Raw genomic sequence first — 22,035 nt, forward strand, 5'->3', positions numbered from 1 at the left:
GTAACAATCACCGGCATTCCAACTGTATTAGAGACTTCAAAATTAAACTGCGCTTACGCTGGGGTGATAAAGGTGGTTGACCCCGGGCAGGATTTGGTAAGCGAATAGAAGTTTTAGGATAACAGGAAGGAGGTAGTATAATGTTTAGATTTACTAAGAAAGAAGAGATGATCTTATTAGTAATTATAGTTACTCTAATTTTAGGAAGTGGAATTATAGGTGTCAAATATTTAAAAGGAGAGGAAAAGAAAGAAGGTTTTGTAGTAGATGAGGCTAAAACACAACAGAGTATTGCTAAAGCTTTAGCTAAAAAAGATAATGGCAAGAAAGAACTAACTAGTAAGAATGAAAAGAGTGAAAAGATTTTGGTGCAGATAGGAGGAGCAGTAGAACAACCTGGAGTTTATAAACTTAAAAGAGGAAGTAGAGTATATCAATTAATAGAGAAAGCAGAAGGAGCGACTGATGAAGCTGATCTTGATAGGATAAATTTAGTTGTTGAATTAAAGGACGGGGAGAAGGTAATTATTCCTAATAAAGCAAGAGCGGGCTCTAATAAAGATACGACTTTGCAATTAAAAAGTAATTTTGAAGCAAGTCACCAAAGAAATAAGATCAATATAAATACTGCATCTAAGAAAGAATTACAGAAATTATACCGTGTTGGCCCTGTGCTAGCTGAAAGAATTATTAAATATCGTAATCAACATGGGGAGTTTAATCAATTAAAGGAGTTGAAGAAGGTTTCAGGTATAGGCAAAAAGACCTTTCAACGTAATAAGGAGCAGTTAACGCTCTAATGAAGAAATTTAGTGAGATGAAGACACCTTTTTTAGTTATACTATTATTTTTAGGGTTAGGAATTATTCTAGGAACTAAGATCAATCTTTATTGGGAAGTAATACTCATTAGTTTAATATTAACACTCATAAGTACGATAATTTTGTGGTATTATGAGTCGCAGCTAACTAAAGTAATAGTCTTAATTTTGATTCTATTATTAGGTATAATGCAAGTAGAGGCTTTAGAGGTAGAATATAAGTCATCAAGCTCTATAACAAACTTTGTAAGACAAGAAGTAACGATTCAAGGTCAGGTACTTAGTTCTTCACAGAGTGGCGCTAAAGAGTATGAATATATTTTAGAACCAAACTTTGTTAAGTTGGATAATAATATTAACAAAATCAAATATGGTAAAATTTTATTAAAGCTTAGAAGTAATAGACAAGAATATAAATATGGTGATAGATTAAAGATTAAATGTCAAATCACTTTGCCACCTACTAATAGAAATCCTGGTGGCTTCTCTTATCGTAGTTATTTAAAGAATAAGCAAGTCTATGCTTTAATAACAGAGGCAGGAATAAGAGAGATTAAACTTAAGGGAGAAGGTGGTAATCAATTAGTAAAGATGATCTTGCGGCTTAGGGAGAATGCTAGCAGAATTATCAATCAAACTATTGACCGTCCTTATGATTTTTTGTTGAGAGGATTCTTATTAGGTGATAAAGAACAGATCCCTTTAAAGATTCAGGAAAACTTTAAGAATTTAGGCCTTAATCATCTTTTGGTTATCTCTGGTTTTCATATTGGTTTATTGATTTTAATTTTGAATAGCTTTGCCCAAGGACTAAGATTACCAAAATGGATAGCTAATATCGGTGGATTACTATTAATAAGTATCTATATAATTATTACTAAAGGACAAGCATCGGTAGTTAGAGCTGGATTAGTAGTCCTTTTATATATTTTAGGAAGTACATTTAATCGTAAGATAAATATTTGTAATCTCTTATCTTTAGTTGCAATAATGATGTTGATGATTAATCCTTATTATTTATTTCAACCTGGATTTCAGTTATCGTTTTTGATTACTTATGGTATTATCTATTTAATGCCAGTTTTAAAGAGACGTTTATCATTTATACCTAATATAATAGCGACTAGTTTAGCAGTTTCCTTAGCAGCACAGTTAGTAGCTTTTCCAATCTTAGTCTATTACTTTAATCAGGTTTCTTTAATACCAATTTTAGGGAATATACTGGTTATGCCGTTGGTCAGTTTAATTATCTTTTGTGGTTTCATAGCTGTTTTATTAGGTCATCTTCATTTGGTATTTGCTCAATTATTAAATAATATTAGTATGTTATTGATAATTATCTTACTAGGTGTAATTGATTCTTTAAAGAATCTTAGTTTCTTAACTTTTAAGCTAGTGAAACCACATTATCTATTAATAGCTTTGTATTATTTTCTGTTATATCAATTTAAAGAAATAATAACTTATAATATTATTCCTTATTATAGTCGATGTAAAGAGCGAATCACTATCTCTATAATGGTTATTTTATTAGTCTTATTGTTATTACACGGACATTCTATATTAAATGAAGAGTTAAAACTTATCTTTTTAGATGTGGGGCAAGGCGATGCTGCTTATCTATCCTTACCTACAGGAGAAGATATTTTAATTGATGGTGGCTTTAATGAAGATGAAATGGCAAATTTTTTATATCGAAATGGTATTGGAGATATAGAATTGATGATTATTTCCCACTTCCATCAAGACCATGTAAAAGGATTATTGAAAGTTTTGCAGGAATTCGATGTTAGGGTAGTATTATTTCCTGAACCTAAAGTAAAGAATCGGTTAGTACGAAACGTTTTTAAAGTCTTAAAATCAAAGCAGATTGATTATTATATGATTAATGATTTTAGAAAGCTAAATGTGGGGGAAATCAATTTTAATATTTATCATTATTCAGGAGCTATTATTGAATCTAATAATAATTCTTTATTAGTTAAAATTGATTATGGTGATTTTCAAGTATTATTTACAGGTGACGCAGGGAGGGAAGTAGAAAAGAATTTAGTTAAAAGAGGTATTAAATTAAATAGTGAAATTTTAAAAGTAGGTCATCATGGTAGTAATTCATCAAGTAGTCAACTATTTTTAGCACAAGTTAAGCCCAAATTAGCCGTAATATCAGTAGGTAAGAATAATCAATATAATCTACCAGACTTACAAGTGAAAGATCGATTGTATAAGATAGGCTCAGATATTCTAATGACAAAAAATAAACACGCAATAGTAATCAAAAGTAACGGTAGGTATTATTGGTTAGAAAAGAAATGAAAATTATTAAGGATTAATTAAATCACTTGGGCGGAGCAGTTAATAACTTTGCAAAGTTATTAACTGCTTCAATGCGATTGGTTATTATTTTATAGTTAAGCTTTTATGTATAGAATTATTTATTTTTACTGAGCGGATATGTGATACCCGCTCAGTAAGAGAGGTTAATTTATTGTTGAGGTTTGAAGTTTCCAGCTTTATTACCTAAATTGATATTTTGCGCATCTTGTGAAGAAGTAGGAGCATTTACATTAGTGCCATTAGCCATTTGGTTTTGAGTATATTCAATCATCTTCTTAACCATCTGACCACCAACAGCACCACACTCACGAGAAGTCAAGTTACCCCAATAACCAGACTTATAATCATCTCTAATATTAAGCTCCTGTGCAGCTTCCATTTTAAACTTATCTAAAGCTTGACGAGCCATCGGATTAACTAATTGATTACTATTATTTCTAGTACTCATTATTTTTGCCTCCTTATTAAAGCAGTATTTATTTTATTTTTTAACATTTAATCTATATCTATTGTTGCGGCTTGAAATCTCCAACTTTATTACCTAAATTGATATTTTGCGCATCTTGTGAAGAAGTAGGAGCATTTACATTAGTGCCATTAGCCATTTGGTTTTGAGCATGTTCAATCATCTTTTTAACCATCTGACCACCAACAGCACCACACTCACGAGAAGTCAAGTTACCCCAATAACCAGATTTATATTCATCTCTAATATTAAGCTCCTGTGCAGCTTCCATTTTAAACTTATCTAAAGCTTGACGAGCCATCGGATTAACTAATTGATTACTATTATTTCTAGTGCTCATTATTTTCACCTCCTTTACTGTTGTAGTACTATTATTTATCGTGGGCGAAGGAAGTATACTAGAACATATAAGCAGCTTCTTAATTCTATTCTATTTTAAGAAAAGAGTGGTAAATTGATTATGAATTTTTTAGATAACAAAAAGAATAAAGTTTAAGCAAGGAATTAAAAATAATGTATAGAATAAGAAGTTAGAGGTGAAGAAGATGCAGAACGAAAAAATTTTAAATCAAGATATTAATGAATTATCGAATATATATTTATTATTTGGTGATGAGTATTATTTAATCGAAGAATTTACTAAAAAATTTATTGAAAATTTTGTTAATGATGAGCTTGAAGATTTCAATCTTAGCTTTATTAATGATGAGGGTGAATTTATATCTTCATTAATTAATTCGGTTAATCAACTTCCTTTTATGAATGAAAGGAGAGTTGTTATATTTGACTCTAATAGAATATTTACTAATAAATTTAAGAAAGATGAAAAGGAACGATTAGAAGAACTGTTAACTGATTTTCCGGAGACTACTATTTTATTATTGAAGACTTCTAATCAACCTGATAAGCGAACTAAGTTATATAAACGGTTTAAAAAATTAGGTGAAGTATTAGAATTTAAGAGTTTAAAGTATAAATCTTTAGATGAATGGATTGAAAACCGAGCTTCTCAATTAGGAAAAGAGATAGAAAGGCCAGCTATTAAGCTATTAGAAAGTACATTTAATAATGAGTTACAAAGATTAAGTACAGAGTTAGAGAAGATAGCTACTTTCATAGGTGATGACAAGGTGATAACTTTATCAAAGACAAAGAAGATTATTAGTAAAGATCGTTTATTAAAAGAGAATATAATATTTGATTTTGTTGATAGTATTGGGAAGCGCAATTATGGCCAAGCTTTAAAATTATTAAATCAGATAATAGCTGATGGTCAATCCGAGATAGGTCTATTAATGATGATAGCTAGACAGATTAGATTAATTTTGCAGACAAAGGTATTATATCAAAAAGGTAAGACAGCCAAATCGATTGCTAATAGACTGAATCAACATCCTTATCCGATTAAAAAGTGTATCAAACAGAGCAGAAATTTTTCAATTTTAGAATTAGAAAGGATTTTAGAAATGATACTGGAGAGTAATATAAAGTTAGTGACTGGTCAGGATAAGGAGTTAGAATTAGAGTTGTTAATTTTGAATATTAAACAAGTAGTTAATGAAGCGATTAGTTAAAGCTAAATAAAAAAATCCTCCTAATATTAGGAGGATTTTTTTACTAGCTAGCAATTTCATTAAACTTTCGTTCAAGTTTAGACTTTTTACGAGCTGCATTATTCTTATGAAGAATTCCTTTAGTTACGGATTTATCAATTACCTTTTTAGCTTCGTTTAACTTTTCTTCAGCTAATTCAACATTATTCTCTTCTACCGCTGCTTCAAAATCTTTAATAGCATCTTTAAGTGCATCTTTACTTACTTTATTTCTTTTAGCTTTCCTTGCAGTAGTTCTGACTCTCTTAGTTGCTGATTTACTAGTTGGCATTAATCGGTCACCTCCCTTTAAATTGACAATAAATAATTAAGTAAAATTGTAAATCTAAGTAAAAATTATATAAGAAACATATAAAACAATAGGTTAACTACAGGGATAACATGAAAAATTTTATCATAGGTAATAGAAAAATGCAAGGATAATTTCGTTTTTGAATATAAAAATTAGAATCGGTTATCATAATAATACTAAAATATGAGGGAGGTGAGATAATGCAAGGTTGGTTAGGAGCTATTGTAAGATTCATTGTTTCAGCCTTTGTTTTATTAGCGGTAGGATATTTCTTGCCAGGGTTTGAGATAGTTGGATTTACTAATGCATTGATTGCAGCTATTGTTATTGCAGTAATAGGATATGCTATTGAAGCTGTATTAGGAGAGGACATCTCCCCACAAAGCAGAGGAATTATTGGGTTTGTTACTTCTGCTACAGTTATTTATTTCACTCAATTTGTGGTTGCTAATATGGCAGTGACTATAGTGGGAGCTTTATTAGCAGCTTTAGTAATTGGTATTGTGGATGCCTTTGTACCAACAGAATTACGATAATCTGGTTGTTAGGAGGTAGTTTATGGAACAGAAAAACTCCCCATTCGATCTGCATTTACTTACAGACTTAGCAGTTGAGTCACGTAACTTAACAATGCAGAGAACTGGACAAGAGTTAGAAGGGGTAAGGTTAGATGAAGAAGAAGTAGAGCATGCTAAAATAACTAGAATTAGAGTAATGAATGATAGAGCTGCTCAGGCTATTGGTAAAAAACCAGGAGATTATATAACTATCGAAACTAGGGAATTACAGCAAGGAGAAAGGCAATTACACGAATATTTGAGCGGTGTAATGGCTAAAGAGATAAATACCCTTGTAAATTATCCAGGATTAACTAAGAGCTTAGAACAAGAACCTACTATTTTAGTGATTGGATTAGGCAACTGGAATGCAACTCCAGATGCTTTAGGACCAAGGGTGATACATCATTTATTAGTAACTAGACATCTTTACGATGCAGCACCAGCAGATGCACGCCAAGGGATGAGGCCCGTTTGTGCTTTGGCACCGGGAGTGTTGGGATTAACCGGTATTGAGACCGCTGAAATATTAAAAGGAGTCATTGATAAGGTTCATCCCGATTTAGTAATTGCTATTGATGCTTTAGCAGCTAGAGAGACTCATCATTTAGCATCTACTATACAGATTAGTAATACAGGAATCTATCCTGGTTCTGGGGTTGGCAATCAAAGGATAGGGATAACGCAAGAAGATATGGGAGTACCAGTTATTGCGGTAGGTGTACCTACAGTTGTAAATTCTGTTACTATAGTTAATGATACAATAGATAAGTTAATGCAAGATCAAAATATAGCGGGTACACAAATGCAGAATAGATTACAACAGATTAATGATAAACAAAAGCAACAGATCATTCAACAAGTCTTGCAGCCTTATTTAGGTGATTTGATTATGGCCCCGAGAGGGATAGATAAATTAATTCGAGATGTAGGAAGAGTTATTGCTGGTGGACTAAACATTGCTCTTCACCCTGATATTAATCAAGAGAATGTCTCGCTTTATTTACAATAATAGATTAAAGAAGCTCTGGTTAATTAACCAGAGCTTCTTTAATTTTATATTAATTTTAGGTATATTTTCTTTATTTTTGCATAGATATCAATAATAGAGTGGGGTGAAGAGTTAATGATATTTATATTTAATAAGAAATTTAAAAAGCTATTCATATTTGGACTAATCTTACTTATAATATTAGGAGTAATAAAGTTTCTTCCATTGAAGAATGAAAAGCCCTTACCGGTTGCTAATTTTCAATTTGAAATTGAAGAACAGTTGTCACGTAAAGAATTAATAGATTCTCTATCATCAGCTTTAAAATTAAATGTTAAAAGTTCTAAACGATTCTTCAAACATGCTTTACCAATCTTAGGAAGTAACCAACAACAGAAATCGTTGTTTTATCTCTTGAAACAGCCTACTGATTTAATTAATTTAACTTCAGAGTTCTTAATTGGAATTAAAGTAAGTGACCCGATCAGTATATTAAGTGCGGCTCTAGGACCTCAATCAGCCTTAAGTAATGATTCGCCAACAAAAGTTGTTAATTCAGATTTATTTCCTAACTTACCTAAAAAAAGAAAGTCTTCCTCATTTGATAAAAAGAGACAAGCTCAAAAACCGGAGTTAAGATTTTCTCAAACCGAACAATCTGATAAGATTCAAGCTTTTTATAACAAGACTTTAGTTGGAGTTTATCATACTCATACTTCAGAAAGTTATGGGGTTAGTGTTTTTAATGGTCATTCAGCACCAGGAACTAAAGGAGATATAGCTATAGTAGGTAGAGAACTAGTACAAAAACTTAATAATAAGTATGGTGTTCAAGCAATACAGTCAACCAAAGTTAATGATGCAGTATATAGAGAATCATATATTCGTTCTCGAAATGTTGCGCAAAAAATGGTTAAACAGAATCCGAATCTAGAGATGATTTTTGATATTCATCGTGATGCTTTAGCAATAAAAGATAAGAATGTGATTACAACTACTATTAATGGCCAGGAGGTTGCTAAGGTAATGATTGTGGTTGCTAAAGCAACTCCTAGCTATGGTTTATCTCATCCTAATTGGCGAAGAAATTTGGCATTTGCAAACAGGTTAGCTAATAAGATGAATAGGGTGTACCCAGGTTTATTAAGGAAAGTAAAAGTAATTGATAATCGGCGTTATAATCAAGATCTTCATCCCCATGCTTTACTTTTAGAATTTGGGGGGGTTAGTAATACACTTCCAGAAGTAAAGCGGTCTGCTCGTTTAATGGCTAATGTGATTGCCTCTTTATTAGCTGATAAAATAAGTGATTAGTTAATAGCCTGCTTTTAATTATTAGTCGTTCTTATGTTTGATAAATATAAAAATCAGTGTTATAATTGTAAAGGTAACCTAAGTAGCAAAAGGGGGCAGGAAATTGAGTAAGATTAATCAGAATAAGATTAGAAACTTTTCTATTATAGCACATATTGATCACGGAAAATCTACTTTAGCAGATAGATTATTAGAACATACCGAAACAGTTACAGAAAGAGAGATGGAAGAACAGCTTTTAGATAGTATGGATTTAGAAAGAGAACGAGGAATTACTATTAAAGCTCAAGCTGTAAGAATGGATTATAAAGCTAATGATGGAGAAGAATATATTTTAAATTTGATAGATACACCAGGTCATGTCGATTTTACTTATGAAGTTTCTAGAAGTTTGGCTGCTTGTGAAGGGGCATTATTAGTTATTGATGCTGCTCAAGGGGTAGAAGCACAGACATTAGCTAATATTTATTTGGCTTTAGAAGCGGATTTAGAGATTATTCCCGTTATTAATAAGATTGATCTACCAAGTGCTAATCCAGATAGAGTTAAGGAAGAGTTAATAGATATTGGATTAGATCCAGATGAAGCTATCTTAACTAGTGCTAAAGAAGGGATTGGTATGGAGGAGGTCTTAGAGGCAGTTGTACGGGAAGTACCGCCGCCGTCAGGTGATGAAGATAATCCGCTTAAAGCTTTAATCTTTGATTCATTATATGATCCTTATCAAGGAGTTATCGCCTATTATAGGATTATGGAAGGTAACATTAAGCCGGGAATGAAGATTAAGATGATGGCAACGGAGACGACGTTTGAAGTCGAAGAAGTAGGGACTTTTATTCCTCATATGCAGTCTAGAGATAAATTATCAGTTGGCGAAGTAGGTTATATGATTGCTGGGATTAAGGATGTTAAATATTCACAAGTAGGAGATACTATTACTGATGCAAATAATCCGGCTCAAGAACCTTTACCTGGTTACAAACAAGCAAAGCCGATGGTCTTTTGTGGACTCTATCCAGTAGAAGGTGATGATTATGAAGTGTTACGGGATGCTTTAGAAAAGTTACAGCTAAATGACGCTTCTTTAACATTTGAGCCAGAGACTTCTGAGGCATTAGGTTTTGGCTATAGATGTGGATTCTTAGGATTACTTCATATGGAGATTATTCAAGAAAGATTAGAAAGAGAGTATAACTTAGATCTAATTACGACAGCACCTAGTGTAATTTATAAAGTGCATAAAGAAGACGGCGAAGTTATTGAGGTTGAAAATCCGGCTAAGATGCCAGAAAAACAGTATATAGACTTTATTGAAGAGCCGGTTGTAACAGCTACTATTATGTTGCCAGATGAATATGTAGGGGCAGGTATGGAATTAGCCCAAGAACGTCGTGGCGAATTTAAGGATATGCAGTATTTAGATGAAACTAGAGTTAAGTTAGTATATGATTTACCGTTAAATGAGATTGTTTTAGACTTTTTTGATCAACTTAAATCAGTAACACGAGGGTATGCTACTTTTGATTATGAGTTTGCTGGCTATAGGGAAGCAGATTTAGTTAAACTAGATATCTTAGTTAATAAAGACCCTGTTGATGCTCTTTCCTGTATTGTTCACCGTGATAGTTCATATCAGATTGGACAAGAACTGACTAGAAAGTTAAAAGAATTTATTCCTAAACAGATGTTTGAAGTTCCTTTACAAGCAGCTATAGGCAGAAAAGTCATTGCTCGTCAAACGATTAGAGCCAAAAGAAAGAATGTATTGCAGAAATGTTATGGTGGAGATGTTAGTCGCAAAAGAAAATTATTAGAGAAACAGAAAGAAGGTAAGAAACGGGCTAAACAGGTAGGAAGTGTAGAGATTCCTCAGGAAGCATTTATGGCTATTCTTGAAATTAATGATTAAACTAGCAATTAATTATGATTAGAATCTAATTAAAAATTTATTTATCTACTAATAGTTAAAGGAAGTCTAAACTATGAAAGAGTACGGTCTTTATATTCATATACCCTTCTGTAAAAGTAAATGTTACTATTGTGATTTTAATTCAAGAGAGTGGAAAGCGGATTTAGCGGACTCATTCTTAAAAGCATTATTTACAGAAGTAAGAATGCTTGCAAATAAGTATGAAGGACCAGTATTAAAGAGTGTCTTTATCGGCGGGGGAACTCCTACTTGCTTTGATGGAGATACTCTTTCGGAGTTATTAATGATTTTACGAGATAATTTTAAGATGAAGGATAATATTGAGATAAGTATAGAGGCTAATCCTGGTACGGTTAATAGAGTTAAATTAAGATTATTAAAAGAAGCTGGGGTTAATCGTTTAAGTTTTGGTGTACAAGCCTTTGATAATCAAGTTTTAAAACGATTAGGTAGGATTCATACTATACAACAAGCAGAGGAAAACTATTATTTAGCTAGAGAGGTTGGCTTTTCTAATATTAATTTAGACTTAATCTTTGCTTTACCAAGCCAAGCCATAAGAGAATGGCAGCGGACATTGAAGGAAGCCTTAAAATTAGAACCTGAACATCTATCTACCTATAATTTAAAGATTGAAGCTGGTACTCAGTTTGCTAAAGAGATGAAAGCAGGATCATTAAAGCCGATTTCTGAAGAATTAGATTTAGCAATGTATCAATTAACAAGAGAATTATTGACTAAAAATGGCTATGAACATTATGAAATTTCTAATTTTGCTAAACCTAGTTATAGGTCACAACATAATCAAATCTATTGGCGAAATGAACCTTACTTAGCTTTAGGGCCAGGAGCTCATTTTTATGATGGAGAAGTAAGAGGCAGTAATCTACAATCTATTACTAAATATATTGAAATGATTACAGCTGGTAAGTTGCCAATTAAAGAGATTAATCATTTAGATAGAGAAGATCAGATTATTGAGACTATGATTATGGGGTTAAGATTGAAGGAAGGAATTTCAACTACTAAGTTTAAGGAACGTTTTGGTGAGAGTATCTATAGTATTTATAGTAAAGAGATTAATGATTTAAACAATCAGAACTTAATAAAAATTACGGGAGATAGCATCTCTCTTACTGAGAGAGGTCTAGTATTAGCAAATGATGTCTTAGCTGAGTTTATTCTATGAGAAGGAAGTGCTAGAGTATTTGTTAGTATTTTGGAGTATTTTAAATTTAATTTAAAATAATAACCTTTGATTCAGTTTGACAAATGATAGGGTAAGTGATATTTTAATTATAGCTATTATTAGCACTCGGACTTATCGAGTGCTAACACTAGGGAGTGAGAGTCAATGTTGAAGATGACGGAGCGTAAGAAGAAGGTATTGAAGGCTATTATTAATGAGTATGTAATGACTGCTGACCCGATTGGATCACGGACTCTGGCTCGTCGTTATGAATTTGGTGTTGGCTCGGCAACTATCAGAAATGAGATGGCTGATTTAGAGGAGATGGGATATTTAGAGAAACCTCATAAATCAGCAGGACGTATTCCTTCGGACAAAGGGTATAGATTTTATGTAGATATATTAATGGAATTGCAGAAACTTTCTAAACAAGAACAAAAAGCTATTAAGGAGAACTATGAATCAAAGGCCCCCGAAGTACACGAGATAATTGAACAGACTTCAGATATGTTATCAGAGTTAACACAATATACGTCTCTGATTTTGAGTCCTCATTTGAAAGATAGTGTATTTCGTAGTTTAAAATTAGTGCCTATTGATACTAAGCATGTTCTGTTGATTATTATCACAGATATTGGCGTACAAGACAGAGTAGTTTCTATGCCAGAAGGTTTAAATCATTCTGAATTACAACAGATTACTCGTTATTTAAATGAAAGATTACAGGGATTAACTTTAAGTCAGATTAATGAGGAACTATTAAATGAATTAGAGAGTACTTTAGTTAATCGGCTTGACGGTTTAGAAAATAGACAGTTAGATGTTTTATACCAAGGATTGATTAATCCTGGTATTAGTAAAGCAAAGGTTTATTTAGGTGGAACGACTAATATTTTGGAACAACCAGAATTTAATGATATTCATAAGGTTAAGACGGTATTACAAGTCTTAGAGAGAGAAGAATTATTATATAATATTTTGGGGAATATATCAGATGATACATCAAATGTAAAGGTTACAATTGGTCAGGAAAATGACTTTGATGAGATTAAGAATTGTAGTATGGTTACTGCTACTTATCAATTAAATAATAGATCTATAGGTAAGATTGGAATATTAGGGCCGACAAGAATGGACTATTCAAATGTTGTTTCGGTGGTTCAACTTGTGGCTCAGGTGTTAAGTAATATGTTAACCGAACAAAATAAATAAGTTGAAGTGGGATGGTGATTGGTAATGGGTGCTGAACAAGCAGCTAAGAAGAAAGAGGTTGATTTGGAGGATGATCAGAAGGAGAAGCAAGACTTAAATGTAGTTGAAGATGAAGCTGATAATGAAAAAGATGAAGTTGTTGAGATTCCAAAAGAAGAATTAGATGAATTAAAGGAAGAATTAGAGAGGAGTGAAGCTGAAAAACAGAATTATATAGATAGATTACAGCGATTGCAGGCTGAATTTGCTAATTATAAGAAACGAGTTCAGAAAGAAAAAGAAAGATTACGCTCAAATGCTAATAAAGAATTTATTAGTGGAATTTTACCTGTTATAGATAACTTTGATCGTGCTCTAGCCACTACAGATAGTGATCAAGATTTAGCTGATTTTTTAGATGGAATGGAAATGGTTTCGCGGCAGTTATTTAAAGCCTTAGGGGAAGAAGGAGTCGAAACAATTCCGACTGTAGGGGAAGAATTTGATCCTAAATTACATGAAGCGGTAATGAAAGAATCGAGTGATGAATATGAGTCAGGCGTTATTACTGCAGAGCTACAGAGAGGCTATCTGTTTAATGACCAGGTTTTAAGACCGGCAATGGTTAAAGTTGCTGAATAGAGTATTTAAGTATATGAATATACAGCCAGGGTTGATTTTAACTCTGGCTGACTTTAAGGAACAGAATCATTCTTGATTACATATAATATAAATGGTCTGTTTATTACAACATGTTCAGGTTTAGATTACAATTAATATATTCAGAATGAGTCTTTGTTCTGAATGGATAAAATATATTTAATTTGACACTTATTAAAGGAGGATGATGTTAGGATGAGTAAAATAATTGGAATTGACTTAGGAACTACGAATTCATGTGTAGCAGTGATTGAAGGAGGAGAACCAACAGTTATTCCTAATGCAGAAGGAAGTAGAACTACACCTTCAGTAGTTGGATATTCTAAAAAAGGAGAACGATTAGTAGGTGAAGCTGCTAAGCGGCAAGCAATTACTAATCCAGACCAAACTGTTATTTCTATTAAGCGTCATATGGGAACTGATCATAAAGAAGAATTGAATGATAAGGAATATACGCCACAAGAGGTTTCTGCAATGATCTTGCAGAAATTAAAGCGAGATGCTGAAGATTACTTAGGCGAAGAGGTTGAAAAAGCTGTAATTACAGTTCCAGCTTATTTTAGTGATGCTCAGCGCCAAGCAACTAAAGATGCAGGCAAGATTGCAGGGTTAGAAGTAGAGAGAATCATTAATGAACCGACAGCTGCTTCTTTAGCTTATGGATTAGATGATGAAAGTGATCAGACTATCTTGGTTTATGACTTAGGAGGAGGAACTTTTGATATCTCTATCCTAGAGCTTGGTGGTGGTGTCTTCGAAGTTATTGCTACTAGCGGTAATAATAAGCTTGGAGGAGACGATTTTGACCAAAAGATTATAGATTACTTAGCAAAAGAGTTTAAGAAAGAGCATGGTATTGACTTAAGAGATGATAAGATGTCATTACAGCGGTTAAAGGATGCTGCAGAAAAAGCTAAGATTGAGTTATCTGGAGTAGCAAGTACTAATGTTAACTTACCGTTTATTACTCAAACTGAAACTGGTCCTAAGCATTTAGATGTAGATATTACTAGATCACAGTTTGAAAAGATGACTTCTGATTTAGTTGAAAAGACAATGAAGCCGACTCGACAGGCGATAGCTGATGCTGACTTAAGTAAGAGTGAGATAGACCAGGTACTATTAGTAGGAGGTTCAACAAGAATTCCTGCTGTTAGAGAAGCAATTAAAAAAGAAGTCGGTAAAGAACCAAATAAAGGAATTAACCCTGATGAGTGTGTAGCTCTTGGAGCAGCGATTCAAGGGGGAGTATTAGCTGGAGATGTTGATGATTTAGTACTATTAGATGTTACTCCGCTTTCGTTAGGAATTGAGACTATGGGTGGAGTCTTCACTAGATTAATTGATAGAAATACCACAATTCCTACTTCGGAAAGTAAAGTCTTCAGTACAGCTGCTGATAATCAGACAGCAGTAGATATTCATGTGCTACAGGGTGAAAGAGAGATGGCCAAAGATAATAAGACTTTAGGTCGTTTCCAATTAACTGATATTCCACCTGCTCCTAGAGGAGTACCACAGATTGAAGTTACTTTCGATATTGATGCTAATGGTATCGTACATGTTTCTGCTGAAGATAAAGGTACTGGAAATGAACAGCAGATTACCATTAAATCGGATACTGGATTATCAGAAGATGATATCGAAAAGATGGTAAATGAAGCTGAGGCCCATGCGGAAGAGGACAAGAAGCGAAGAGAAGCAGTGGAGACAGTTACAGAAGCTGATAGCTTAGTGCACCAGGTTGATAAGACGATTGAAGAAGCTGGTGAAGGAGTAGATGAGTCTGTATTAAGTAATATTGAAGCTGCTAAAGAAGAATTAGAAGCAGTATTAGAGGATATTGATATGAGCAATATTGACCCAGATGAAATAGATGTTGATACTATCAATGAAAAGAAAGAGAACTTAACTAATGAATTACATGAATTAACCCAGCAGATGTATGCTCAAGCCCAAGCGCAGCAGCAAGCTCAGCAACAGGCACAAGGAGCTGCTGGTGGAGCAAAAACAGAAACTGATGATGATGAAGATGTAGTTGATGTTGATTATGAAGAGGTTGATGATGAATAATTGGATTTGATTAGGCAGTAGTAATACAAAGTCAAAGCCTACCTGGCTTTGGCTTTGTTTATGTCCATAGATTACTAAACCGTGAGGTGGAGGAATTTAAATTATGAGTAAGAAAGATTATTATGAGGTTTTAGGTGTTAGTAAGGAAGCAAGTGACAAAGAGATTAAACGTGCTTATCGTAAGTTAGCGAAAAAGTATCATCCCGATGTAAGTGATGATCCTAATGCTGAAGAGAAGTTTAAAGAGGTTTCTGAGGCCTATAAAGTTTTAAGTGATGAAAACTTAAGAGCAAGGTATGATCAGTATGGTCATGCTGGTGTAGACCAAGAAAGCTTTGGTCAAGGTGGATTTGGCCAAGGTGGCGGTTTTGGTGGTTTTGACGATATATTTGATATGTTCTTTGGTGGTGGAGGTCGTAGTAGACAGCAGCGCAGGAATGCACCACGCAAGGGTTCTGACCTGAGATATAACTTAACTATTGATTTCGAAGAAGCTGCTTTTGGGACCGAAAAAGAGATTAAGATTCCACGGACAGAAGAATGTGATAAGTGTAATGGGAGCGGAGCCCAATCAGATAGCGACGTAGAGACTTGTGCTAAATGTAATGGTACAGGAGAAGTCAGATTTAAACAGCAAACTCCTTTTGGACAGTTTGTACAGACAAGAACTTGTGATCGTTGCCATGGAGATGGTAAATTTGTTAAAGACCCATGTCCTAAGTGTAATGGAAAAGGTAAAGTAAGAAGAAGAAGAAATATTACCGTTAATGTTCCCGCAGGAGTAGAAGGTGGTTCGCGTTTAAGAATGCAAGGTGAGGGTGAGGCTGGAGAAAATGGTGGTCCAGCTGGTGACCTATATATAGTAATCAATGTGCGTTCACATAAATTATTCAAGCGAAGAGGCGACGATGTTCTTTGTGAGGTGCCGATTAATTTTGTGCAGGCTATTTTAGGAGATGAGATAGAGGTACCAACTTTAGATGGCAAGGTAAAGTTCAAGATTCCTGAAGGAACCCAACCAGGAACTTCTTTCCGTTTAAAAAATAAAGGGATCCCTCATTTGCGAGGTAACGGACGTGGAGACCAGCATATAAAGGTAAAGGTTGTAATTCCAGAGAGATTAGATAATGAACAAAAAGAGTTATTAAAGAAGTTTTCGCAAATTAGTGGGGAAGAGATTAATCCTGAAGAAAAAGGTTTTTTTAAGAAGGTAAAAGATGTTTTAGGAATGTAAACTAGCCTCATCAATAATGTTTGATTGCTAATTGTGAATGAAGGAGAATGAAATCATATGAAATGGAGAGAGGTTAAGATATTTACAACTAAAGAGTCATTGCCGGCTATCAGTAATATTTTACAGGATATCGGCATTGAAGGCCTGGTTAAAGAAGACCTTGAAGTAAAGGTTTCTGATGATGACTTATTAATTAAAGCTTATCTACCGATTAATGATTCTTTAGAAGCTAAGTTGGCTATACTAAAGAGTAAGATTGGTTATTTGCATCAATATGGATTGAACTCTGGTTCCGGTCGAATAGAATTAGAGACTATTCCCGAAGAAGATTGGAGTAGTTCGTGGAAAGAGCATTTTAAGCCGACTAAAATAACAGATACAATAGTAATTAAGCCAACCTGGGAAGAGTATGAAGCTAAACCAGGAGAAAAGATAATTGAATTAGACCCCGGTATGGCCTTTGGCACCGGGGCTCATGCTACGACTACTATGTGTATAGAAGCTATCGAAGAGAATTGTGATGGACGAGAAAGTATGTTGGATATCGGGACTGGAACTGGCATCCTGTCTGTTGCTGCTAGCTTATTAGAGATAGAAGATATTTTAGCTATAGATATAGATGACATAGCGGTTAAGATAGCAAAACAGAACTTAAAACTAAATAATCTTAACGAAGAAGTAGTAGTTAAGCAAGGGGATTTAGTAGAGATAGTTAATGAAAAGTATGATTTAGTAGTAGGGAATCTACTACCACATATTATTCTAAGGTTAATTCCTGATATGTTAGAAGTATTAGATGAAGATAGTCTCTTTATCTTATCTGGAATTAATAAAGAAAAGAAAGAAGAGATTAAAGAAGCGCTTATAGACGTTAATTTAATAGTTAAAGAGGTAAAAGAAGAGGAAGATTGGGTTACGATAATAGGGGAGAGGAGTTAATAGTATGCATCATTTCTTTGTAGAACCTAAAAATATAGTTGATGAGCAAATTAGAATTACTGGAAGTGATGTACGACATATTACTAAAGCTCTTCGCTTACAACCTGATGATAAGATTAGTGTAGCTGACGGTCAGGGTCAAAAATATATTATAAAAATTGTAGAAACTAGTGAAGAAGTAGTAATAGGTGAGATACAAGATGAGTTTGTAGCTCAAGTAGAACCAGAAGTTAAAGTAACACTTTTACAGGGGTTACCTAAGAGCAAGAAGATGGATTTGATAGTCCAAAAATGTACTGAATTAGGTATAGACCAAGTAATTCCTATGGAAACTAAAAGAAGTGTAGTGAAACTAAAGCCTAGTAAAGCAAAGCGTCGTCAGAAGAGATGGCAGAAGATAGCTGAAGAAGCAGCTAAGCAGTCTGGTCGGGCGACGATTCCTAAGGTTGGTGAACTGAAGGATTTTATTGATCTAGAAGAGATAATTACGGATTATGATTTAGTTTTGATTCCTTGGGAAGATGAAGATAGTGATGGTTTAAAGAATAATTTACAGAATTTAGACTTAAATCCAGAGAAAATTTTGCTTGTAATTGGTCCAGAAGGCGGTTTTGCATCAGAAGAAGTAGATAAGGCCAAGGAATTAGGAGCTAAATCAGTAACCTTAGGACCACGAATCTTAAGAACGGAGACCGCTGGATTAGCTGCATTGAGTATGATTCTATACGAAGCAGGAGATTTAGGAGGAGCATAATGAAACGAGTTGGATTTTATACTTTAGGTTGTAAAGTGAATCAATATGACACCGAGTCAATGATAAATCTTTTTACTGAAGCTGGTTATAAAGTGGTTGACTTCCAGGAAGAGGCCGATGTATATATTATTAATACTTGTACAGTGACCCATCAGGGTGCGCGCAAATCAAGGCAGATAACTCGACGTGCTAAACGGAGAAACCCAGAGTCTATAGTAGCAGTAGTTGGCTGTTACCCTCAAGTCTCTCCAGATGAGGTTTTAGAAGTTAGTGGAGTAGATTTAATAGTAGGAACTGAGGGACGCAAAGAGATAGTCGAATTAATAGAACAGGCTAGGTTAGCTAAAGAACCACTTAACTTTGTGCAGAATGTAATGGAAACAGAAGAGTTTGAAGAGATACCAATTACTGAATCTAAAGAGCGAACAAGGGCTTCGCTGAAAATAGAGGATGGCTGTGATCGTTTCTGTGCTTACTGTATTATTCCGTATACTCGGGGAACAGTTAGGAGTAGAGATTTAAGCGAAGCCGTAGCTGAAGCTGAACGATTGGCTCAAAATGGATTTGAAGAGATAGTTTTAACTGGTATTCATTTAGGAGCTTATGGAGAAGAAAAAGGAGAGGCTACAGATTTAATTAGTTTAATTAAAGAATTAATAAGGATTCCTGATTTAGAACGGATTAGATTGAGTTCGATAGAAGCAACAGAAGTGAGCCAAGAATTAATAGATTTGATTGCTGATGAAAAGAAATTATGTCGTCACTTACATTTACCATTACAAAGCGGTAGTAATAAAGTTTTAAAGGCTATGAATCGAGACTATACTACCGAGGAATTTGCAGCAAAAATAACACAGATTAGAGAGCAAATTCCGGAAATAGCGGTTACTACTGATGTAATGGTTGGTTTCCCTGGTGAAACAGAAGAGGACTTCAATACTACTTATGGATTTATTAAAGAACTTGGATTTAGTGATTTACATGTCTTCAAATATTCGAAAAGAGAAGGAACCCCAGCAGCCAAATTTGATGAACAGGTACATTCAAGAGTTAAGAAGAAAAGAAGTGCGAAATTAAGAGAACTAGGCGAAAGAATGGCTGAAGAATATAGAGATAAATTTATCGGTAAAGGGTTGGATGTAATGATAGAAGAAGAACGAGACCATAGAACTGGTTTATTAACTGGATTAACAGATAATTACTTAAAAGTAATGGTTGATGCAGGAGACTCTTATCAAGGTGAGCTAGTATCTGTTAAGTTAGTAGACACAGAGGACAATTACTTAATTGGCTCTATTGAAGAATAAATAACGTTATGATTAAAACACAAAAAGGTTATATTGAGCAAATCACAGCTTAAATGGTTAATTTTACCAATAAAGAAGGACTTTTTAATCCTAATCAAGAATATATTAAAACTAATTACGAATAAAAGGAGGGAAGTTTATGTCAGACTGTCTTTTTTGCGGAATAGCTAATCATGAAATAGAGAGTGATATAATATATGAAGATGAAAAGGTAGTTGCTTTTAGAGATATTGAACCGCAAGCACCGGTGCATATCCTAATCGTTCCTAAAAAACATATCGCAACAACTTTAGAATTAGAAGCAGAAGATAAAGAATTAATTGGACATATATATCAAGTAGCAAATCAATTAGCAACTGATGAAGGGATTGCTGAAGACGGTTTTAGAATTGTGAATAATTGTAATGAAGATGGAGGACAGACAGTTTTTCATTTGCATTTTCACTTATTAGGTGGTAGACAATTACAATGGCCACCAGGCTAAATTATTAAAGGAGGTAAAGGCGTATGTCTTTGCAAGAAGAATTACTTACTGATATGAAAGAAGCTATGAAAGAAGGAGATAAACAGAAACTATCAGTAATTAGGATGGCTAGAGCAGCAATTAAGAATGTAGAAATAGATGAAAGAAAGGACCTATCTGATGATGAAATAGTCGCTGTTTTAGCTAAAGAGGTTAAACAACGAAGAGATTCAATTCCTGAGTATGAAAAAGTAGGAAAAGATGATGTAGTAGCTGAATTGGAAGAAGAGATCGAAATATTGAATAAATATTTACCTGAGCAATTATCAGAGGAAGAGATTCAGGACTTAGTTGAAGAAACGATTAATGAGATAGGAGCGGTAGATATGAGTGATATGGGTAAGGTAATGGGAGCAATTATGCCTAAGGTAAAAGGGAAAGCTGACGGAAATGAAGTCAATAAAGTAGTTAAAGAAAGATTACAAGCTTGACTTGATAAAAGAAATTTTATCCTCGGTACTAAGTTAGTACCGAGTGTTTTATATTAGCAAGTAGTGAAAAAATGCACGTTTGGAAAGGGTTGACAAGTAATGCTTCGGTCAATTAAGAAAGAGTATTTACTGATTGCTATCTTAATGTTTATAGTATCAGGTCTTTTTTTGCAATCACCGGCAATTGCAAAAAAGCCAATTGTCTATGAGATTCCGGTTAAAGGTACTATTGATTTAGGTTTAGCTAAGTTTATTTCTCGTGGTATTCAACAAGCAGAAAGAGAAGAAGTAGAGGCGATTATATTAACTATTGATACTTTTGGTGGTTTGGTGAAAGGAGCTACAGATATTAGAGATAGTATCTTAAATACTAAGCTACCTGTGATTGCTTATGTAGAGAATAGAGCGTGGTCAGCTGGGGCTTTGATTACTATTGCTAGTGATAAGGTATATATGAATTCAGGTAGTAGCATAGGGGCTGCTGAACCTCGACCCAAAGATGCCAAGATAGTATCGGCTTTTAGAAAGGAATTTCAGACTACAGCAGAAAAGACAGGTAGAGATGATAAGTTAGCAGCAGCAATGGTAGATGCAAAATTAGAGATAGAAGGCTTAGTAGATGAAGGAGAAATATTAACTCTAACTGCTAAGGAAGCAGCTAGAATAGAATTTATAAATAAGGTGGTTAATAGTAAAGAAGAAGCGTTAGCAGAAGGTGGCTATCCTGATACTAAAATAATTCAACTTCATCCTAATCTACAAGAGAAATTAGCTAGATTTACTTCTAATCCAGCTGTCAGTACTATTTTGATAACTGTTGGTTTTTTATCTTTAATTATTGAGGGTATTACCTTAGGCTGGGGAGCAGCAGGGAGTATTGGTTTATTATCATTAGGACTATATTTTACCGGGAGATTAATTGCTGGAGCAACAGGTTTTGGATTAATCTTGCTCTTTATAGTTGGAGTTTTACTTTTGGCTCTAGAAGTCTTAGTAGTGCCTGGTTTTGGGATTACTGGGCTAGGAGGTATTATTGCTGTTTTAGGTAGTCTCTTCTTTACTTTTGAAAATAAAGAAGTGGCTATCTATGTAATCACTATTTCTAGTATAGCTAGTATCTTGGGAATAATCATTGCACTGAAATACTTTATTAGTAGTACAGCTTGGAGTCGCATTGAACTTTCTGAAAGACAGAGTAAAGAAGGAGGATATATTAGTAATCAATCTGATGAAACATTAATAGGGAAGGCTGGACAGACGATTACACCTCTGCGCCCGGCTGGAATAGCTGAAATTGATAAGAAGAGGTTAGATGTAGTTACAGAAGGAGGATTTATAGCTGCTAACGAAGAAGTTGAAGTAGTTGATGTACAAGGGAGGCGGATAGTGGTGAGGAAATTATAATTGACAATTG

At 33.9% G+C, this 22,035-nt stretch carries 22 protein-coding genes; 19 read left to right on the forward strand and 3 right to left on the reverse strand.

What is annotated here, in order from left to right; all coding sequences use genetic code 11:
• Positions 1 to 15 precede the first annotated feature (15 nt).
• The 3 genes from BM077_RS14225 to BM077_RS11110 are packed head-to-tail and all read left to right on the forward strand — an operon-like array spanning position 16 to position 3,136.
• Positions 16 to 108 carry a hypothetical protein gene (locus BM077_RS14225; RefSeq protein WP_445082267.1) on the forward strand — a complete coding sequence of 31 codons (93 nt, stop codon included), beginning with the start codon at positions 16 to 18 and terminating at the stop codon, positions 106 to 108.
• A gap of 32 nt (positions 109 to 140) precedes the next feature.
• Complete coding sequence (locus BM077_RS11105; protein WP_089750352.1) at positions 141 to 800, forward strand: ComEA family DNA-binding protein; 660 nt, start codon at positions 141 to 143, stop codon at positions 798 to 800.
• The gene (locus BM077_RS11110) at positions 800 to 3,136 is read left to right on the forward strand and encodes a DNA internalization-related competence protein ComEC/Rec2 (RefSeq protein WP_089750354.1); all 2,337 of its coding nucleotides are present in this window, start codon (positions 800 to 802) and stop codon (positions 3,134 to 3,136) included. The genes BM077_RS11105 and BM077_RS11110 overlap by 1 nt, the downstream gene beginning before the upstream one ends.
• A gap of 169 nt (positions 3,137 to 3,305) precedes the next feature.
• Here the strand turns inward: BM077_RS11110 and BM077_RS11115 are convergent, their stop codons facing one another.
• Together BM077_RS11115 and BM077_RS11120 are read right to left on the reverse strand one after the other, a co-directional pair.
• On the reverse strand, positions 3,306 to 3,605 hold the full coding sequence (locus BM077_RS11115) for an alpha/beta-type small acid-soluble spore protein (RefSeq protein WP_089750355.1): 300 nt from the start codon (positions 3,603 to 3,605) through the stop codon (positions 3,306 to 3,308).
• Between the two features lie 58 nt (positions 3,606 to 3,663).
• Positions 3,664 to 3,963 (reverse strand): alpha/beta-type small acid-soluble spore protein, encoded by a 300-nt coding sequence (locus BM077_RS11120; protein WP_089750358.1) that lies wholly within the window; start codon positions 3,961 to 3,963, stop codon positions 3,664 to 3,666.
• A 205-nt stretch (positions 3,964 to 4,168) separates the two neighbouring features.
• Here BM077_RS11120 and holA point away from each other — a divergent pair, with 205 nt between their 5' ends.
• Entirely contained in the window at positions 4,169 to 5,197 is a 1,029-nt protein-coding gene (gene holA / locus BM077_RS11125) for a DNA polymerase III subunit delta (protein ID WP_089750360.1), read from the forward strand.
• Positions 5,198 to 5,240: 43 nt separating this feature from the next.
• Here holA and rpsT read toward each other — a convergent pair whose 3' ends face one another.
• Positions 5,241 to 5,507 carry a 30S ribosomal protein S20 gene (gene rpsT / locus BM077_RS11130; protein WP_089750362.1) on the reverse strand — a complete coding sequence of 89 codons (267 nt, stop codon included), beginning with the start codon at positions 5,505 to 5,507 and terminating at the stop codon, positions 5,241 to 5,243.
• Between the two features lie 221 nt (positions 5,508 to 5,728).
• Between rpsT and BM077_RS11135 the strand changes: the two genes are divergently transcribed.
• The 15 genes from BM077_RS11135 (at position 5,729) to BM077_RS11205 (ending at position 22,025) form a co-directional block, all read left to right on the forward strand.
• Positions 5,729 to 6,064, forward strand: a complete 336-nt coding sequence (locus BM077_RS11135; protein ID WP_089750364.1) for a phage holin family protein — start codon at positions 5,729 to 5,731, stop codon at positions 6,062 to 6,064.
• Between the two features lie 22 nt (positions 6,065 to 6,086).
• A complete protein-coding gene (gene gpr, locus BM077_RS11140; RefSeq protein WP_090003538.1) occupies positions 6,087 to 7,097 on the forward strand; it encodes a GPR endopeptidase in 1,011 nt (336 codons plus the stop codon).
• Between the two features lie 114 nt (positions 7,098 to 7,211).
• On the forward strand, positions 7,212 to 8,390 hold the full coding sequence (gene spoIIP, locus BM077_RS11145) for a stage II sporulation protein P (RefSeq protein WP_089750367.1): 1,179 nt from the start codon (positions 7,212 to 7,214) through the stop codon (positions 8,388 to 8,390).
• Positions 8,391 to 8,493: 103 nt separating this feature from the next.
• A complete protein-coding gene (gene lepA, locus BM077_RS11150) occupies positions 8,494 to 10,299 on the forward strand; it encodes a translation elongation factor 4 (RefSeq protein ID WP_089750369.1) in 1,806 nt (601 codons plus the stop codon).
• Between the two features lie 73 nt (positions 10,300 to 10,372).
• Entirely contained in the window at positions 10,373 to 11,509 is a 1,137-nt protein-coding gene (gene hemW, locus BM077_RS11155) for a radical SAM family heme chaperone HemW (RefSeq protein WP_089750371.1), read from the forward strand.
• Positions 11,510 to 11,674: 165 nt separating this feature from the next.
• Positions 11,675 to 12,721, forward strand: coding sequence for a heat-inducible transcriptional repressor HrcA (gene hrcA, locus BM077_RS11160; protein WP_089750373.1), 1,047 nt, complete (start codon positions 11,675 to 11,677; stop codon positions 12,719 to 12,721).
• Positions 12,722 to 12,745: 24 nt separating this feature from the next.
• Entirely contained in the window at positions 12,746 to 13,342 is a 597-nt protein-coding gene (gene grpE, locus BM077_RS11165) for a nucleotide exchange factor GrpE (protein WP_089750375.1), read from the forward strand.
• A 213-nt stretch (positions 13,343 to 13,555) separates the two neighbouring features.
• A complete protein-coding gene (gene dnaK / locus BM077_RS11170) occupies positions 13,556 to 15,433 on the forward strand; it encodes a molecular chaperone DnaK (RefSeq protein WP_089750377.1) in 1,878 nt (625 codons plus the stop codon).
• 103 nt (positions 15,434 to 15,536) lie between these two features.
• The gene (gene dnaJ, locus BM077_RS11175) at positions 15,537 to 16,667 is read left to right on the forward strand and encodes a molecular chaperone DnaJ (RefSeq protein WP_089750379.1); all 1,131 of its coding nucleotides are present in this window, start codon (positions 15,537 to 15,539) and stop codon (positions 16,665 to 16,667) included.
• Between the two features lie 57 nt (positions 16,668 to 16,724).
• A complete protein-coding gene (gene prmA, locus BM077_RS11180) occupies positions 16,725 to 17,606 on the forward strand; it encodes a 50S ribosomal protein L11 methyltransferase (protein ID WP_089750381.1) in 882 nt (293 codons plus the stop codon).
• A 4-nt stretch (positions 17,607 to 17,610) separates the two neighbouring features.
• Positions 17,611 to 18,360 carry a 16S rRNA (uracil(1498)-N(3))-methyltransferase gene (locus BM077_RS11185; RefSeq protein ID WP_089750383.1) on the forward strand — a complete coding sequence of 250 codons (750 nt, stop codon included), beginning with the start codon at positions 17,611 to 17,613 and terminating at the stop codon, positions 18,358 to 18,360.
• The gene (gene mtaB, locus BM077_RS11190; protein ID WP_089750384.1) at positions 18,360 to 19,667 is read left to right on the forward strand and encodes a tRNA (N(6)-L-threonylcarbamoyladenosine(37)-C(2))-methylthiotransferase MtaB; all 1,308 of its coding nucleotides are present in this window, start codon (positions 18,360 to 18,362) and stop codon (positions 19,665 to 19,667) included. The genes BM077_RS11185 and mtaB overlap by 1 nt, the downstream gene beginning before the upstream one ends.
• Before the next feature lie 139 nt (positions 19,668 to 19,806).
• Complete coding sequence (locus tag BM077_RS11195; protein WP_089750386.1) at positions 19,807 to 20,151, forward strand: histidine triad nucleotide-binding protein; 345 nt, start codon at positions 19,807 to 19,809, stop codon at positions 20,149 to 20,151.
• Between the two features lie 23 nt (positions 20,152 to 20,174).
• Positions 20,175 to 20,621: a GatB/YqeY domain-containing protein gene (locus tag BM077_RS11200; protein WP_089750389.1), complete on the forward strand. Its 447-nt coding sequence runs from the start codon at positions 20,175 to 20,177 to the stop codon at positions 20,619 to 20,621.
• Positions 20,622 to 20,720: 99 nt separating this feature from the next.
• Complete coding sequence (locus BM077_RS11205) at positions 20,721 to 22,025, forward strand: NfeD family protein (protein WP_089750391.1); 1,305 nt, start codon at positions 20,721 to 20,723, stop codon at positions 22,023 to 22,025.
• The last annotated feature ends 10 nt before the right edge of the window (positions 22,026 to 22,035 follow it).

The organism is Candidatus Frackibacter sp. WG13, from assembly GCF_900114655.1.
In the GTDB taxonomy this organism is placed as follows: Bacteria; Bacillota; Halanaerobiia; order Halobacteroidales; family Acetohalobiaceae; genus Frackibacter.

Coding starts and splice junctions, on each gene's coding strand:
- BM077_RS11105 (WP_089750352.1), top strand. CDS start 141: ATGTTTAGATTTACTAAGAAAGAAGAGATGATCTTATTAGTAATTATA.
- BM077_RS11110 (WP_089750354.1), top strand. CDS start 800: ATGAAGAAATTTAGTGAGATGAAGACACCTTTTTTAGTTATACTATTA.
- BM077_RS11115 (WP_089750355.1), bottom strand. CDS start 3,605: ATGAGTACTAGAAATAATAGTAATCAATTAGTTAATCCGATGGCTCGT.
- BM077_RS11120 (WP_089750358.1), bottom strand. CDS start 3,963: ATGAGCACTAGAAATAATAGTAATCAATTAGTTAATCCGATGGCTCGT.
- holA (WP_089750360.1), top strand. CDS start 4,169: ATGCAGAACGAAAAAATTTTAAATCAAGATATTAATGAATTATCGAAT.
- rpsT (WP_089750362.1), bottom strand. CDS start 5,507: ATGCCAACTAGTAAATCAGCAACTAAGAGAGTCAGAACTACTGCAAGG.
- BM077_RS11135 (WP_089750364.1), top strand. CDS start 5,729: ATGCAAGGTTGGTTAGGAGCTATTGTAAGATTCATTGTTTCAGCCTTT.
- gpr (WP_090003538.1), top strand. CDS start 6,087: ATGGAACAGAAAAACTCCCCATTCGATCTGCATTTACTTACAGACTTA.
- spoIIP (WP_089750367.1), top strand. CDS start 7,212: ATGATATTTATATTTAATAAGAAATTTAAAAAGCTATTCATATTTGGA.
- hemW (WP_089750371.1), top strand. CDS start 10,373: ATGAAAGAGTACGGTCTTTATATTCATATACCCTTCTGTAAAAGTAAA.
- hrcA (WP_089750373.1), top strand. CDS start 11,675: ATGTTGAAGATGACGGAGCGTAAGAAGAAGGTATTGAAGGCTATTATT.
- grpE (WP_089750375.1), top strand. CDS start 12,746: ATGGGTGCTGAACAAGCAGCTAAGAAGAAAGAGGTTGATTTGGAGGAT.
- dnaK (WP_089750377.1), top strand. CDS start 13,556: ATGAGTAAAATAATTGGAATTGACTTAGGAACTACGAATTCATGTGTA.
- dnaJ (WP_089750379.1), top strand. CDS start 15,537: ATGAGTAAGAAAGATTATTATGAGGTTTTAGGTGTTAGTAAGGAAGCA.
- prmA (WP_089750381.1), top strand. CDS start 16,725: ATGAAATGGAGAGAGGTTAAGATATTTACAACTAAAGAGTCATTGCCG.
- BM077_RS11185 (WP_089750383.1), top strand. CDS start 17,611: ATGCATCATTTCTTTGTAGAACCTAAAAATATAGTTGATGAGCAAATT.
- mtaB (WP_089750384.1), top strand. CDS start 18,360: ATGAAACGAGTTGGATTTTATACTTTAGGTTGTAAAGTGAATCAATAT.
- BM077_RS11195 (WP_089750386.1), top strand. CDS start 19,807: ATGTCAGACTGTCTTTTTTGCGGAATAGCTAATCATGAAATAGAGAGT.
- BM077_RS11200 (WP_089750389.1), top strand. CDS start 20,175: ATGTCTTTGCAAGAAGAATTACTTACTGATATGAAAGAAGCTATGAAA.
- BM077_RS11205 (WP_089750391.1), top strand. CDS start 20,721: ATGCTTCGGTCAATTAAGAAAGAGTATTTACTGATTGCTATCTTAATG.